The 15,313-nt window shown below is 41.5% G+C and carries 16 protein-coding genes and 1 tRNA gene; 16 read left to right on the top strand and 1 reads right to left on the bottom strand.

All coding sequences use genetic code 11. The features are described from left to right. The first annotated feature begins 1 nt into the window (after nucleotide 1). The 12 genes from rplO (at nucleotide 2) to HXT46_RS05615 (ending at nucleotide 8,394) form a co-directional block, all read left to right on the top strand. Complete coding sequence (gene rplO, locus HXT46_RS05670; RefSeq protein WP_004114381.1) at nucleotides 2-457, top strand: 50S ribosomal protein L15; 456 nt, start codon at nucleotides 2-4, stop codon at nucleotides 455-457. A gap of 202 nt (nucleotides 458-659) precedes the next feature. Next, nucleotides 660-2,000 carry a preprotein translocase subunit SecY gene (gene secY, locus HXT46_RS05665; protein WP_004116039.1) on the top strand — a complete coding sequence of 447 codons (1,341 nt, stop codon included), beginning with the start codon at nucleotides 660-662 and terminating at the stop codon, nucleotides 1,998-2,000. A 63-nt stretch (nucleotides 2,001-2,063) separates the two neighbouring features. Beyond that, nucleotides 2,064-2,624 carry an adenylate kinase gene (locus HXT46_RS05660; protein ID WP_004114385.1) on the top strand — a complete coding sequence of 187 codons (561 nt, stop codon included), beginning with the start codon at nucleotides 2,064-2,066 and terminating at the stop codon, nucleotides 2,622-2,624. A 148-nt stretch (nucleotides 2,625-2,772) separates the two neighbouring features. Further along, nucleotides 2,773-2,991, top strand: coding sequence for a translation initiation factor IF-1 (infA, locus tag HXT46_RS05655; RefSeq protein ID WP_004105485.1), 219 nt, complete (start codon nucleotides 2,773-2,775; stop codon nucleotides 2,989-2,991). A 21-nt stretch (nucleotides 2,992-3,012) separates the two neighbouring features. Continuing rightward, the gene (rpmJ, locus tag HXT46_RS05650) at nucleotides 3,013-3,126 is read left to right on the top strand and encodes a 50S ribosomal protein L36 (RefSeq protein ID WP_003842636.1); all 114 of its coding nucleotides are present in this window, start codon (nucleotides 3,013-3,015) and stop codon (nucleotides 3,124-3,126) included. A gap of 132 nt (nucleotides 3,127-3,258) precedes the next feature. Then, nucleotides 3,259-3,636, top strand: coding sequence for a 30S ribosomal protein S13 (rpsM, locus tag HXT46_RS05645; RefSeq protein WP_004105472.1), 378 nt, complete (start codon nucleotides 3,259-3,261; stop codon nucleotides 3,634-3,636). 83 nt (nucleotides 3,637-3,719) lie between these two features. Then, nucleotides 3,720-4,118, top strand: coding sequence for a 30S ribosomal protein S11 (gene rpsK, locus HXT46_RS05640; protein WP_004105468.1), 399 nt, complete (start codon nucleotides 3,720-3,722; stop codon nucleotides 4,116-4,118). A gap of 79 nt (nucleotides 4,119-4,197) precedes the next feature. After that, nucleotides 4,198-5,193 carry a DNA-directed RNA polymerase subunit alpha gene (locus tag HXT46_RS05635; RefSeq protein ID WP_004114387.1) on the top strand — a complete coding sequence of 332 codons (996 nt, stop codon included), beginning with the start codon at nucleotides 4,198-4,200 and terminating at the stop codon, nucleotides 5,191-5,193. Between the two features lie 79 nt (nucleotides 5,194-5,272). Next, a complete protein-coding gene (rplQ, locus tag HXT46_RS05630; RefSeq protein ID WP_004114389.1) occupies nucleotides 5,273-5,707 on the top strand; it encodes a 50S ribosomal protein L17 in 435 nt (144 codons plus the stop codon). 153 nt (nucleotides 5,708-5,860) lie between these two features. After that, nucleotides 5,861-7,177 (top strand): Mbeg1-like protein, encoded by a 1,317-nt coding sequence (locus HXT46_RS05625; RefSeq protein WP_020759586.1) that lies wholly within the window; start codon nucleotides 5,861-5,863, stop codon nucleotides 7,175-7,177. Between the two features lie 99 nt (nucleotides 7,178-7,276). Further along, nucleotides 7,277-8,209 carry a tRNA pseudouridine(38-40) synthase TruA gene (gene truA, locus HXT46_RS05620; protein WP_064623058.1) on the top strand — a complete coding sequence of 311 codons (933 nt, stop codon included), beginning with the start codon at nucleotides 7,277-7,279 and terminating at the stop codon, nucleotides 8,207-8,209. Nucleotides 8,210-8,308: 99 nt separating this feature from the next. Beyond that, nucleotides 8,309-8,394, top strand: a tRNA-Ser gene (locus tag HXT46_RS05615). 284 nt (nucleotides 8,395-8,678) lie between these two features. Here HXT46_RS05615 and HXT46_RS05610 read toward each other — a convergent pair. Further along, a complete protein-coding gene (locus tag HXT46_RS05610; protein ID WP_004114395.1) occupies nucleotides 8,679-9,695 on the bottom strand; it encodes a LacI family DNA-binding transcriptional regulator in 1,017 nt (338 codons plus the stop codon). Nucleotides 9,696-9,893: 198 nt separating this feature from the next. Here HXT46_RS05610 and HXT46_RS05605 point away from each other — a divergent pair, with 198 nt between their 5' ends. The 4 genes from HXT46_RS05605 (at nucleotide 9,894) to HXT46_RS05590 (ending at nucleotide 15,313) form a co-directional block, all read left to right on the top strand. Further along, nucleotides 9,894-11,117 (top strand): ABC transporter substrate-binding protein, encoded by a 1,224-nt coding sequence (locus HXT46_RS05605; RefSeq protein ID WP_004114397.1) that lies wholly within the window; start codon nucleotides 9,894-9,896, stop codon nucleotides 11,115-11,117. 8 nt (nucleotides 11,118-11,125) lie between these two features. Continuing rightward, nucleotides 11,126-12,091, top strand: coding sequence for a carbohydrate ABC transporter permease (locus HXT46_RS05600; protein WP_075038417.1), 966 nt, complete (start codon nucleotides 11,126-11,128; stop codon nucleotides 12,089-12,091). Further along, nucleotides 12,088-12,909 carry a carbohydrate ABC transporter permease gene (locus tag HXT46_RS05595; RefSeq protein ID WP_004114402.1) on the top strand — a complete coding sequence of 274 codons (822 nt, stop codon included), beginning with the start codon at nucleotides 12,088-12,090 and terminating at the stop codon, nucleotides 12,907-12,909. The genes HXT46_RS05600 and HXT46_RS05595 overlap by 4 nt, the downstream gene beginning before the upstream one ends. 67 nt (nucleotides 12,910-12,976) lie before the next feature. Further along, entirely contained in the window at nucleotides 12,977-15,313 is a 2,337-nt protein-coding gene (locus HXT46_RS05590) for a glycoside hydrolase family 65 protein (RefSeq protein ID WP_162860823.1), read from the top strand.

Here is a 15,313-nt window from a genome sequence, read left to right as displayed (position 1 = left end):
TATGGCTAATGAAGAACCAATGTTGCACATGCACACGTTGCGTCCAGCTCCAGGAGCTAAGAAGGATCGCATTCGCGTGGGTCGTGGTGAAGGCTCTAAGGGTAAGACTTCGGGTCGTGGCGATAAGGGTACGAAGAAGCGTTACCAAGTTCGTCCAGGCTTTGAAGGCGGCCAGCTTCCACTTTACATGCGTTTGCCTAAGCTTCGTGGCTTTAAGAGCCCATTCAAGAAAGAGTTCCAGGTTGTTAATGTTGCAGCCCTCGAAGAGCTCTTCCCAAATGGTGGCGAAGTTACTGTTGCTGATTTGGTAGTTAAGGGCGCTGTGCGTGATGGTTACCCAGTTAAGGTTTTGGGTGATGGCGATCTTAAGGTTGCTTTGACTCTTAAGGGAGTTAAAGCTTCTGCATCTGCTAAGGCCAAGATTGAAGCTGCTGGTGGCTCTGTTAGCGAAGAGTAATGTACTCAGCTGATAATGCTAATTAACGCAGTGATTTGACTGTTTAATAATCCCTCTAGTTTTGGCTGGAGGGATTATTTTTTATTGCCTAAACTCACGGAATGACTGTATCGGTATGCACCGTGATATAAACTATTGCCTCAGAGTTTGTTTTTTTACTGTTGCGCCTAGATCGTAGCGCAAAAAAGGGAGGAAGACCCAGGTGAAAACGTTAATCCAGGCCTTCAGGACGAAGGAGTTGAGGAATAAGATCCTCTTCGTCTTCGCAATGATTATCATCTACAGAATTGGTTCCTTTATTCCAATTCCTGGCGTTGATTACAAAGTTATACGTGCTTGCACAGCTAAGCTTGCCTCTTCTAGTGAAAACTTTATTGGTTTGGTGAACCTGTTCTCTGGTGGTTCGCTTTTGCAGCTGTCTATTTTTGCATTGGGCGTTATGCCTTATATTACGGCGTCTATTGTTATTCAGCTGCTTAGGGTTGTGATTCCTCGTTTTGAGGCTCTTCACAAGGAAGGTCAGTCTGGAGAAACAAAGCTTACTCAGTACACTCGTTATTTGACTATTGGCTTGGCAATTTTACAGTCCACAACCATTTTGGTTACTGCACGTTCTGGTGCACTATTTAATTATCAGTGTGGTCAGGTTATTCCAGATGGCTCTATGTGGAGCTTACTGGTTATGGTTTTGATTATGACTGGTGGCACTGGTTTGATCATGTGGATGGCAGAACTTATTACGGATAAGGGTATTGGTCAGGGCATGTCAGTGTTAATCTTCATGTCTATCTGCTCTGGCTTCCTTCCAAAGCTGTGGGAAATTGGTTGGGGAACCAATGGTACTAATGGCGATTGGACCAAGTTCTCTATTGTCGGTGGCGTTCTGCTTGTAATTCTTATTTTTGTTGATTTCGTGGAGCTTGCTCAGCGTAGAATTCCTGTACAGTATACGCGCCGAATGATTGGTCGTAAGATGTATGGCGGTTCTTCCACATACTTACCTCTTAAGGTCAATATGAGTGGTGTTATCCCACCAATTTTTGCATCCTCGATTCTTGCTATTCCAACTCTTCTTGCTCAGTTCGGTGATAGTCGTAAGGATTGGGTGCGTTGGATTAATGCCAATTTAGCAAACTCTACTTCTGTGTGGTACATAGCCTTGTACACAGTTATGATTGTGTTCTTCTGCTTCTTCTACACTGAGATTACTTTTAATCCAGATGAAACTGCAGATAACATGAAGGAATACGGCGGTTTTATTCCAGGTATTCGTGCTGGTAGTGCTACAAGTCGCTATCTTAGCTATGTCATGAATAGATTAAACACTGTTGGTGCTGTCTATTTGCTATTCGTAGCGTTGATTCCAACAGTTTTGATTATGTCTTTGCACCTTAATATGAAGCTTCCATTTGGTGGTACTACGATTCTTATTATCGCAGGTGTTGGTTTGGATACTTTGCGTCAAGCCAAGGCTCAGACCGAGCAGTTCCAATATGCTGGATTCTTGTTTGATCATAACGATAGTAAGCAAGTTGCTAAATAGTATTACTAGATAGGTTTTGTTGTTAAGATTTGCGATGGAGCATAAAGAAACAAGGAGATTAATATGCGATTGCTAATTATGGGACCACAGGGCGTTGGTAAGGGCACTCAGGCTGCTTTGCTTGCAGAGCATTATGGGATTCCTGCTATTTCTACTGGCGATATTTTCCGTTACAACTTGAAGAATCAAACGGAGCTTGGTAAGAAGGTTCAGGGTTATCTTGATAAGGGTGAGCTTGTTCCAGATGAATTGACAAATAGCATTGTTAAGGATCGTCTTGCTCAGGATGATGCTAAGAATGGCTGGATTCTTGATGGATATCCACGTAATGCGTCTCAGGTTAAGGCTTTGGATCTTATGCTTGAGGAGCTTGGTACTCCTTTGGATCACGTTGTTGCTCTTGAAGCGGAGCGTGAGGTTTTGCTTGAGCGTATGAAGAAGCGCGCAATTGAGCAGGGTCGTTCAGATGATACTCCTGAGGTAATTGCTACTCGTTTGGAAACTTACGAGAAGGAAACTGCTCCTCTTCTTGATATTTATGAAAGCCGTGGTCAGCTTGTTGAGGTTGATGGTGTTGGCGATATTGCTGAAATCAACAATCGCATAGTTGAGTCTTTGGTATGAGATTTATTTAAAATTTAGATTTTCTCGTATTTATAATGCGCCTTTTGCGACACGCCGAGTGTTGTATTGGGCGCATTTACTGTATCATAGAAGATTGGCGTGTCTTCGGATACGTAAAGTAGTACGTCCAAGGAACGGAACGAGGCTCATGGCAAAAGACGGTGTGATTGAAGTCGAAGGCACGGTAGTTGAAGCACTGCCAAACGCGATGTTTCGCGTTCAGCTTGAGAACGAGCACATTGTACTGGCTACGATTTCTGGAAAGATGCGTAAGAATTATATTCGTATTCTTCCTCAAGATCGTGTTGTGCTGGAGATGAGCCCTTATGATTTGAACCGTGGTCGTATTACGTACCGCTATAAGTAAAGGTACAAGCAAAGGAAAACCATGAAGGTCAGCCCTAGCGTGAAGAGGATCTGCGAAAATTGCCGCGTGATCCGCCGTCACGGTCGCGTCATGGTGATTTGCATCAACCCACGTCATAAGCAGCGTCAGGGCTGAGTGGATCCCCACCGCGAAGATAAAGGATAAGGCGCTAAGTCGCAGCTAAAGCTGAACCCTGGGTGCGCAGGCCCAGGCCGCAGGATTGCGGGAGACTTGGTGCACGACCTGCGTAATAGTAAAGGAATTACAATGGCACGTCTTGCCGGAGTAGATATTCCCAATGAGAAGCGCATTGAGATTGCCCTCACCTACATTTTTGGTGTAGGCCGTACTCGCGCTAAGGAAACGCTTGCCGCGACCGGTGTTAATCCGGATACTCGCGTCAAGGATCTTACGGATGAACAGTTAATCACTTTGCGTGATTATCTTGAAGCTAATTATAAGATTGAAGGCGATTTGCGTCGTGAAATCGATGCAGACATTCGTCGTAAGATTCAGATCAACTGCTATCAAGGCCAGCGTCATCGCAAGGGTCTTCCTGTGCGTGGTCAGCGTACTAAGACTAATGCTCGTACTCGTAAGGGTCCGAAGCGTACTGTCGCCGGGAAGAAGAAGGCCACCAGATAGTAGTCGGTGGTCGGCTCTAGGCCACGAGTTAATTCTCATCGCCTAGACATACCAACTAATTCGTCATTAGGAAACGAGGGTCAATGGCAGCTGCAAAGCAAGCCTCGCGCAAGCCGCGTCGCCGGGACCGCAAGTCGGTACCGGTTGGGCAGGCGCATATTAAATCAACATTCAATAACACGATTATTTCCATCACCGATCCATCGGGTGCAGTCCTTTCTTGGGCTTCCGGTGGCGATGTCGGCTTTAAGGGTTCCCGCAAGTCGACTCCTTACGCTGCAGGTATGGCTGCTGAGTCTGCTGCTCGTAAGGCAATGGAACATGGCCTGAAGAAGGTCGACGTGTTTGTTAAGGGTCCAGGTTCCGGTCGTGAAACCGCTATCCGTTCCCTTCAGTCCGCGGGTCTTGAAGTCGGTTCTATTACCGACGTCACCCCACAAGCGCATAACGGCGTTCGCCCACCAAAGCGTCGCCGCGTCTGAGCACTCTTACGAATCCATCCATCCAACCCGCTTATGGGCGGCGAGTGCACCACCGACCAGAAGCTGAAAGGATACAAAAGTGCTTATCGCACAGCGTCCAACACTTACCGAGGAATCACTGAATCCCCAGCGTTCTCGCTTTACAATTGAGCCGTTGGAACCAGGTTTCGGATACACGCTCGGCAATTCGCTGCGTCGTACCCTATTGAGCTCCATTCCAGGTGCTGCCGTAACTTCGGTACGCATTTCTGGTGCTCTCCATGAGTTCACGACTCTGCCAGGTGTTGAAGAGGATGTCACTGAAATCCTGCTGAACATTAAGGGTATCGTACTTACAAGTGAGTATGACGAGCCAGTAGTGATGTATCTTCGCAAGAGCGGCAAGGGTGAAGCAACAGCTGGAGATATTACTCCTCCTGCTGGCGTCACTATTGCCAATCCAGAGATGCATATCGCTACACTTGCTGAAGATGGTGAGCTTGAAATTGAGTTCACCGTGGAGCGCGGTCGTGGCTATGTACCTGCTCAGATGAATAAGCAGGAAAACAGCGAAATCGGTCGCATTCCAGTGGATTCGATCTACTCACCAGTTTTGAAGGTGAGCTATAAGGTCGAAGCTACCCGCGTGGAACAGCGCACGGACTTCGATAAGCTCATCCTGGATGTGGAAACTAAGCCAGCTATTACACCACGAGATGCAGTTGCATCTGCTGGTTCGACTTTGGTTGAGCTTTTCGGTCTTTGCCGTGAGCTTAACGTCGATGCAGAAGGTGTTGAAGTTGGTCCAGCTCCAGTCATGGGAGAAGTTGATTCTCAGATGGCTACTCCGATTGAGGATTTGAATCTTACGCAGCGCAGCTACAACTGCTTGAAGCGTGAGGGAATCCACACTGTTGGTGAGCTGGTAGTACACACTGAGCAGGATTTGCTCGATATTCGTAATTTCGGCATGAAATCCATCGATGAGGTTAAAGAGAAGTTGCAGTCTATGGGATTGTCTCTTAAGGCCTCGCCGCTTGGCTTTGACGCCAATAATCTCGAAGGTGGCACGTTCTTCTCGCCAGAAGACGAGTAAACAATCCACCGCCAATCGTCGTGGTTTTTGGATGTTCGGGTTTTTGCCCACCTGAATTCTGCGACAATAAGGAGTAATAATGCCTACACCGAAACAAGGGCCTCGTCTGGCTTCTAGCCCAGCGCATGAGCGCCTGATGCTGGCCAACATGGCTACTAGCCTCTTCCAGCACGGTCGTATTGTGACTACTTTGCCAAAGGCAAAGCGTCTTCGTCCACTTGCTGAGCGTTTGATAACATTCGCTAAGCGTGGCGACTTGCATTCGCGCCGCCGTGTGTTGCGCGTGATCCGCAATAAGTCCGTTGTTCACATGCTTTTCACTCAAATTGCTGAGCAGATGAAGCAGCGTGAAGGTGGCTATACCCGCATCGTTAAGATGGCTCCTCGTCGTGGTGATACTGCTCCACAAGCTATTATTGAGCTTGTTGTTGAGCCAGTAAGCCCAAAGAAGGCTGTCGTTAAGGAAGCTGAGTCTGCTGCTAAAGTTGCTGCTAAAGAAGAAGCAGCCGAGTAGCTTAGATTAGCATCTTGATGCATCGGTAAGTAAATCTTTCGACGAGTAGTCGTCGTGTTTTAGATTTATTGAACGGGTTGGAGTTTTATCTCCAGCCCGTTTTTCTATATCTGATATATCTTTTCTATATCTGGTATCAATTATTATTGAAATATGACAAATATTCTCGATTTAGTGAATAACGATTTTACTAACTTTAAAGATAGAAAATTCAACGCCGTAGATTCGCTTATTTTATGCGAGTTGGCGTATGTTTGCATGCCTGAATCGATTCCAAAGTATAATGACGATTCTAACGCACTAGCAACCGTTCCTTTAAGCGAATTGCTTCGCGGTGAGGATTTTTCTTCAATGTTTAGCTCTGGTTCAGCTAAAGTTGATGATTTTCGAAAGAGTCTTCTTCTCGCTGTTGCAGCTAGTCCGCGATATAGGGGAATGCGAGTCGGCGAGGTTCTTGAGCGTTTTGATGAGTCGAAGGTTGATGATTCGTGTGAACAGCAGTTTGCTGCAGTTACTTTTGATTTGACTGATTGTGTTGGCTATAGATGTTTTGTTGTTGCTTTCAGGGGGACTGATAACACTCTTGTTGGGTGGAAGGAAGATTTTAATATGGCTTTTCGCTGCCCAGTTCCAGCTCAAGAGTCTGCTGCAGAATATTTGCTCTCTATATCTAGGCGCGCGTGTAAAGATTCTTGCAAAAGTGGCGGTATTCGTGGGATTTGTAGCAGTGTTGCCGATTATTTCGCGAATTTGTTTAATAAGAAGAATGATTTTAAGAATATCGATCTGGATAAGGTCGATCTAGAAAATAGCGATAATAAGAATAGCAATCTAGAAAATAGCAATGATTGCGATTTAAGTGATAATCCTAAAATATTTGTTGTGGGTCATTCAAAAGGCGGGAATATGGCTGCATATGCGGCAATGCGTTTGGATGCAGAAAATCAACAACTTGGTGATCTTGTCAGTAAAATTTATTCTATGGACGGTCCTAGTTTTGGCTCGGATGTTGTTGATCCAAAGGTTTTTTCTCGTGTTGTTTCCAGAATCGAAAAAGTCGTTCCACAATCTGCTTTTATTGGATTGATTATGGATACTGGCGTACCGTATAAGGTTACGCTTGCTGATTCTATTGGATTGATGCAACATTTTGGCATGTATTGGCAGGTTAAAGACGGAGATTTTGACTATTGTGATCATGTAACTCCGCGTGCGCTTGCTGTTTCTAAAGCTGCTAATGATTGGATGTTGAATTTGCCTTTCGAAGAGCGAAAACGCAGAATCGATAGTGTTTACAACGCTTTAACTAGCTTAGGATATCCGACTTTTGACGAGATTTCTGCGCATTGGTCTGAGCTTTTGCCGAAAATATTGAGCATAGCAACGCATATGGATTCAAAGACTTATGAGTTAATTCGTAATATTATGAGTGCGTTTACTGGTGTTGGTGGATCAGAACATAAGAATTGAAAAGATTATTGTTGCAGTCTGGAGACTAGGGCGACTAGGGCGACTAATATTCGGTTTTTTTTTTCTAATAATTGTATAATTTTTTGGAAGGTTTTTTTGATGCGTCTTCGTTTAGATTTAGCTTATGATGGCGGTGATTTTTACGGTTGGGCTAGGCAGCCGAATTTAAGAACAGTTCAAGGCACTTTGGAAGACGCTTTATATAAAGTTTTGCGTGTACATGATGGCGATTCTTGTTTTCCGCTTCGACTAACAGTTGCTGGGCGCACGGATACTGGCGTTCATGCTTCTTATCAGGTTTGTCATTTAGATGTAGAAGATGATATTTTACAAAATTGCGTCGGTCACACAAATTTGACGCCTGTAAAAGCTTTAGAATATAGGCTTCGTGGGGTTTTGCCTAAAGATATTTCGATTCACAGTGTAAGCATTGCACCAAGCGGTTTTGATGCTCGTTTTTCTGCGCTTGATCGCACATACGTGTATAGGATTAGTGATGCGGCAAATCGCGAGAATTTGGATCCGCGTATGCGTGGTTTTGTGTTGCAAATTGATTACGATTTAGATGTCAATTCTATGAATCAGGCAGCACAGATGATTGTTGGTTTGCATGATTTTGGGTCTTTTGCTCGTCCAAATCCTGGTGGAACTACGATTCGCTGTGTTAAAAAAGCGGTTTGGAATCGCGTTTGTTTGGATGGTTGCGCGTCTGTTGGTTCGGATATTGTTTCTAGATCAACTGGCAATATTCCGCCTATTGAGCATGGTTTGATTGAGTTTACTATTGTTGCTGATGCGTTTGCACATAATATGGTTCGTTCTCTTGTTCAGGCTTGTGTACAAGTTGGTTGCGGTAAGCGTTCCGTTGACTGGTTTAAGGATAAGATTGAAAATCCGATTCGAGAAGGATCTACTGGTCCTATTGCGGCTAATGGTTTGACTTTGGAATATGTTGAATATCCTCCGAAAGATCAACTTGAAGTTAGGGCTAATGCGATTCGCGCTCGTCGAACTCTTGAAGAACTTGATTGATTGTTTGCAAAATTCCCAACACAAATTTGTGTATATTCTAGGGTTGGTTTACAATTGAAAAGTTGCGTTTCTTTCTGCATTTTGCAGTTTGCGCAAAATGGATGAATGTCCGAGCGGTCTAAGGAGCACGCCTCGAAAGCGTGTGAGGGTTACACCCTCCGCGAGTTCAAATCTCGCTTCATCCGCAAGCAGGGTTTCTAGCGATTGGCTAGAAGCCCTTTTTGTTTGCGTTTGTGTATTTTTGCCTGCGTTTGTTTCTTTTCGCCCGATATTGTTTCCAAAATCGCCAAATACGTAAACAATCTCGGGAAAATCGCTCGCGCTACGCTTTAAGCGCGAAGGCAGGTCTAGCGCCCGTGTTTGTAGTCAGATTTGCTTAAAAGAGAACAAATGCGGGAAAGATAGGCTTAGGTAATCGTGATTACCTTGTAGTGTATTTGTTCACAAAATAATGTGTGTTGTGGAGTAATTACACTGAGTCTCTTATTACTAATTTCATTTGAAGAATGGATGTTATTGGCTCTTGACCTTCAATCATTTTCATAGCAAGCTCAGCAGCTAATTGTCCTTCTTCATAGAGCGGCTGATGTATCGTAGTAAGCGATGGTGTTGTAGTTTGTGCAAGGTTATGATCATCGAAACCAATAACTGATACATCGTCAGGAACTTGTAGGTTGTATTGTTTTAATGCCTCAAGAACTCCTACTGCTATGCGATCAGATCCAGCTAATACTGCATCAACTGGCTTCTTTTGGCTCAGGATTTGCATCATTGCGGCAAATCCAGCAGCTGCATCCCATTGTGTGTAGATTATAGAATCTGGACTTAACTTAGTTCCAAAGACGGAAGTGTATCCTTTAATTCTGTATTGTGAAGCCGGATTATCGCGAGGTCCTACTATTGCTACAGGATGCTTTCTTCCGCGATCTACAATTGTCTGAGCAGCTAATTTAGCTCCTTTTGTATCGTCAGAATATACTACAGAAAACATACCTTGATAGCGTTCATTTGTGATTTGTCCTAACAATACTCCAGGGGTATGAAGTTTATTCATTATATCTAACAAGTAAGAATCAGTGTATGGAGATATATCAATGACTGCGTCAAAAGACCTACATTCCAAATGTCGTTTTACTCTTTGGCGTTCATCATCGCTGCTTGCTTGCAGTAACATCGGTAGATAAGAAGTCTGAGCTAATTTTGCAGTGATCCCTCCGATAAATGCTCCATAAGTTGGATCAGTAAATAATTCATTAAGTGGTTCAGTGACTAGTATTGCGATTGCTTCTGCTCTACCAGAAGCAAGTGCTCGTCCTTGAGCGTTTGGAACAAATCCCATCGTAGTTGCAAGAGCTTCTATGCGCTCAGTTGTACCTTTACTTATACGCGGAGAATGATTTAGTGCGCGTGATGCAGTTGAGCGAGACACTCCTGCAGCTGCAGCAACATCTGCAAGAGTTACTGCTTTTTTACGGGATGTGTTCATATGTCCTCAATGCGTGCAACAAATAAAAATCTATTATTATCATTATAATCTGCCAGAAGTATGATGCCGACACGCCGTAGGACAACCGATTGCACAAATGTATTTTTTTCGCTAGAATGACATTAAGCAATGATGCTAATCGGCGAATATACGTCGAATCCTTGCTGATAAATCACTGTGTTTAGCAAAGGAGTTTCTATGAAAAAGTCATCAATTTTATTTGCATGTGCATTGATTGCGTCAACATCAATGCTTTTGTCTGGATGCGGTTCTTCAACTGCTGATAATAGTAAAGTTCAACTTCGATTTGCTACATGGGATGTAGCGGAAGATGTTGATCGTCAACAGCAGTTAGTTGATAAGTTTAATTCTGAAAATAAGGATGTTCATGTAACGCTAGAAGCGTATGGTAAGGACTTTGACGCAAAAATTAGTGCTGGAATGGGTTCTCATGATGCGCCAGATGTAATGTATATGTGGAATTATCCTGGGTACGCAAATGGTCTCGAACCTCTTGATTCATACATTAAGAAAGAAGGTAAGTCTTACAAAGATGCTTTCTACCCAACTCTTTGGAATTATAACTCTTATGATGGCAAAACTTTAGGTCTTCCTGTTGGATTCACCACTCACGCATTGTATTACAATAAGGATATCTTTAAGAAAGCAGGAGTTGAAGAACCTACAAATAATTGGACTTGGGATGATGTTCGTTCTGCTTCGAAGAAGATTCTGAAAAAGACTGGCGTTAAGGGTTTTGCATATCAAATGAAACCTGATCCTTATGATTTTGAAATGTATTTGTGGAGTAATGGTGCAAAATATACTGATAAAAACGGTAATTTGAAAGGTAATGTAAATTCTGATAAAGCTTTAGAAGCATTCAAGCTCTTCCAAGATATGGGCAAAGAAGGCATTGCAGTTGCCACCGAATCTAATGGTACTGATGAATTTAGATCTGGCAATGTAGCTATGTTCGTTTATGGAGCTTGGGCTTTGAATACTTTTGATAAAGATGGGCTTAATTATGGGATTGTAAATATACCGTCATTTGACCATGCGAAGAAAAAGCCTGTTTCTATTTTAAGCTCTTCGGGTGTTGCTATGTCAAAGAATAGCAAACATAAGGATTTGGCATGGAAGTTTATGAAGTTCTGGACAAATGATGAGGCAAATAAGTCTCGTATCGGAACCGAATTACCTGTAAGAATAAGTGTTGTGAAATCAGAAGGTATGAATAAAAAGCCGCATTACCGCCCATTCTATGATATGTTGCAATTGTCTGATGGATTTACTCCAGCTAGTTTCATTGTTAAAGATTGGAGCAAAAAATCTGATCAGCTTTCTCTAGCTTTTGAAAAAATGTATAATCCAAGCTCTAGTGTATCTCCTAAAGATGCTCTGTCAGAAGTGTTGAAATAGAGCATATTATGAGTGTTATATCTAATAGGACACAGAGGCTGACTGCGTCAGTGTCTCGGCGCATTTGGCCCTATCTTTTTATTGCTCCTTGGATTATTGGATTTTTGGTCTTTACATTAGGACCGCTGCTTTTATCATTTGCTATTAGTTTCTTTGATTGGGGAATAACTGGATCTCCAGTTTTTCGTGGGCTAGGAAACTATAGTGAGATGTTGTTCAATGATGTACAATTCTGGAATGCGTTGTGCATTACGCTTAAATATGCGGCGATTTTTGTTCCATTAAATCTAATAATCGCTCTGTTTCTTGCTGTACTTATTGCTATGCCCGTGAAGGGAGTAAGATTCTTTAGAACATTGTTTTATATTCCATGTGTTATCTCAGGAGTTGCAGTTTCTATAATTTTTGGGTGGATACTAAATGGAAATTATGGTGTTCTTAACTATCTTCTATCTTTCTTAGGAATTAAAGGTCCACAATGGCTTGTTGATCCAAAGTGGGCATTGTTAGCAGTAATTATTGCTAGTGCCTTTGGTGTTGGTAGTATGATGCTTATTTTTTATACAGATATAAAAAATATTCCAATAGATCTATATGAGGCGGCTGCTATTGATGGCGCAGGTATGACTAGGCAATTCTTCAATGTTACATTGCCTATGATTACACCTACTCTATTGTTTAATTTGGTTACATCTATTATTACCTCTTTCCAACAGGTAACTTTAGTGATGCTTTTAACCAATGGCGGACCTCTAAAATCAACCTATTTTTACGGTTTGATGACATACGAAAATGCCTTTAAATTCCATAGATTAGGTTATGCGAGCGCGAATGCTTGGGTGATGTTTATTATCGTACTGTTATTAACTGCGTTAGTTTTTCGTTCGTCCAGCGCTTGGGTGTTCTATGAGACTGAGGGTCGAAATGCAGCAAAAAATATAAAGAAATTTGGGCGTAAGAAGGTTGTGCTATGAAAATGTCTATCCAGTCTAAGGTGGTTGTGTATGCCTTATTGGTAATGGTTGCAATTTATTTCTTTGCACCATTTGGGTATATGTTGTTTTCAACATTAAAAACATCTTCTGAAGCTATTGCATATCCACCTACACTTTTTCCAAAAGAATGGCACTGGGATAATTACGTCACAGCTTGGAATTCTCAACCTTTTGGAACATTTTTCATGAATTCTATGATAGTGACGGTATTTACTACAATTGGTCAGATTCTTTCTTGTTCACTTGTTGCGTATGGATTTGCTCGTTACAATTTCCGAGGGAAGAATGTTCTTTTTATCATTTTGCTAAGTACGATGATGATTCCTTGGGATGTAACAATGATTCCTCAGTATATGGAATTTAAGGCTTTTGGTTGGATAAATACATTGCTCCCGTTGATTGTACCAGCGTTCTTTGGATCAGCGTATTACATCTTCTTATTGCGGCAATTCCTTCTTGGAGTACCAAAAGAATACGAAGAAGCTGCACGCATTGATGGCTGTAATGACTTGCAGATTTGGTGGAAAGTATATATGCCAATCATGCGGCCGTGCCTCATTCTAATTGGTTTGTTGAACATTATTACCGTGTGGAACGATTATTTAGGACCTTTGATTTTCTTGCAAGATCGTAGTAAGTACACGCTTGCGTTAGGCTTGGCATCATTCAAAGGTGTGCATCAAACGCAAATTATTCCAATGCTTTGTATTACTGTCGTGATGATTATTCCTCCAGTTATTGCTTTCTTAGCTGGTCAGAAGTACATAGTTGAGGGAACTAGTGGTTCAATAAAGTAAAAGTAGTTTTTCTATTTCTTCAGTGTTTGTCATTGTATATATTTTCGCAAAAAAGGGGGATTGTTCTATGCTTATGAATTCTGATATTTTCAGCGTGTTTGATAGCGATTGGTGTATAACAGAAGATTCATATTGCTCTGAAAAAAATTTACAATATGAGAGTTTGTTTGCATTATCAAATGGTTATTTAGGAATTCGTGGTGCTCATGAAGAAGGAACTAGTGTTTCTCTTCCTTATGTGTATATAAACGGCATATTTGATAAATCCGAAACTTTTATGAAAGAATTAGCAACATTACCTAATTGGTTAGGCGTTCGCTTATATCTTGAGAAGCAGTGTATAGGTATTGAAGATTGTGAAATTATACAATATCGTAGATGGCTCGATATGAAACGTGCTTGTCTACGACAATATACTGTGTTGCGTGATAAAAAAGGGCGTGATACGCAGATTGATACATTGCGATTTGTGAGTCGCGCTCATCGTAATCGTATGGCAGTTGTGGTTCGAGTAATTCCATTAAATTACAATGGTTTGTTGGAAATAGAACACACTATTGATGGTTCTATTATCAATTTTTGCGATGCTCCACGATTTAAAGTAAAGCATACAGAGCTAATACGTAATAATAGTTTAAGTTCTGATGGTACGTATTTAGAAGTGGCTACACGTGATGACAATATTCATGTTGCAGTTGGTGCAAGATTGTTGGGATATGAATACGACAATAATTTTGAGTCTACTGTAAACATATTACAGAATCGTTGTTTTCATGCTTTTGGAGAACGAGGTGTTGAATTTTGTGACGTTTCTGTTCAATGCAAAAAACCTATTATTCTCGTGAAATATGTTGCAGTAAAAGATAGTAGAGATACACCTGTTGATCATTTGTTTGAAGATGTAGAGTCAGAAATAAATGCAATGATTCTTGATGGTGTAGAAAAAGAACTGCAAAATCATATCGCGGTGTATGAGAAGATGTGGGATCACGCGGATATTGAAATTGCAGGAGATAATGAATTAAATCGTGCAATACGATTCAATATTTTTCATCTTATGAGTTCTGCGAATGAAGAAGATAATAGAGTTAATATTGGTGCTAAGTTATTAAGTGGAGAGGAATATGGAGGACATGCTTTCTGGGATAGCGAGTTGTTCATGTTGCCATTCTTTGCTTTTGTGTTTCCAAATACTGCGCGTAAGTTAGAAGAGTATAGATATAATCTTTTACCAGCAGCTAAGAGGAATGCGAAAAAGAATGGACTACTAGGGGCTCAGTACCCATGGGAGTCAGCTGATGACGGATCTGAACAATGCCCAGATTGGACGATTGAGCCAGATGGTACTTGTTATCGTTGCTATGTTGCGCAATATGAGCAGCATGTGACTGCTGCAATTGCTTTTGGTGTTGCTAAGTATTTGCAAATTACTCATGATCACGAATTTTTATATTCAAAAGGAATAAATATTTTATTAGAGACTGCTCGTTTTTGGGTAAGTCGTTGTGAGTGGGTAGAAAAATATTCTCGTTATGAGATTAATCAAGTTACAGGTCCTGATGAATGGCATGAGCCAGTTAATAATAATACATATACAAATTATCTAGCGCGTTGGAATATACGTTATTCTTTGCAACTATTATCACAAATAAAAGTGGCAAAACCTGAAAAGTATAGTGAAATTATTCATAATTCTGACCTTACTCAAGAGGAGATTGCTCATTGGAAGTATGTAGCAGATCACATATATCTTCCGAAAGATTGTAATGGAATTATTGAGCAATTTGAGGGATACTTTAATTTGAAAGATGTAGTTATTAGTCAATATGATGAGAATGATTGGCCAATTCGTCCATCTGCATTGAAAGAGTATCCAGTAGAGAAAACTCAGATTATTAAACAGCCTGATGTTGTGATGCTAATGCATCTTTTGAGGAATGAGTTTTCTGAAGAAGTGGTAAAAAACAATTATCATTTTTATGAAGCTAGGACGCTACATGGTTCTTCTCTTAGTCCTAGTATCCATGCCATTATGGGTCTTGTAGTTGGAGATGACTCTAAAGCATATCGTTATATAAAGAGGTCTGCTACACTCGATTTACTTAATTTACAGGGTAACACACGCGAAGGGATACATGCTGCTAATGCTGGTGGAGTGTGGCAAACTGTTATTTTTGGATTTGCTGGCATAAATATTAATGCTGAAAATGTATTGACTATAGATCCTAAACTTCCAGCTCTATGGAAGTCTATAGTTTTCAGATTACATTATGCTGGTAGATGGTTGGAAATCAACATATCATCGGATAAAGTTGAAGTTCACATATTGCAAGGTCGCAGCATGACAATCCTAATACATGGTGCACCAGTAGTTATAAATGGGTGTGCTGAGGATGGTATTTAG

It is taken from the genome of Gardnerella sp. DNF01204 (assembly GCF_049244145.1).
GTDB classification, from domain to species: domain Bacteria; phylum Actinomycetota; class Actinomycetes; order Actinomycetales; family Bifidobacteriaceae; genus Bifidobacterium; species Bifidobacterium vaginale.
Note: the sequence above shows the minus strand (reverse complement) of the source record. Positions and strands in the feature narration are given on the sequence as shown.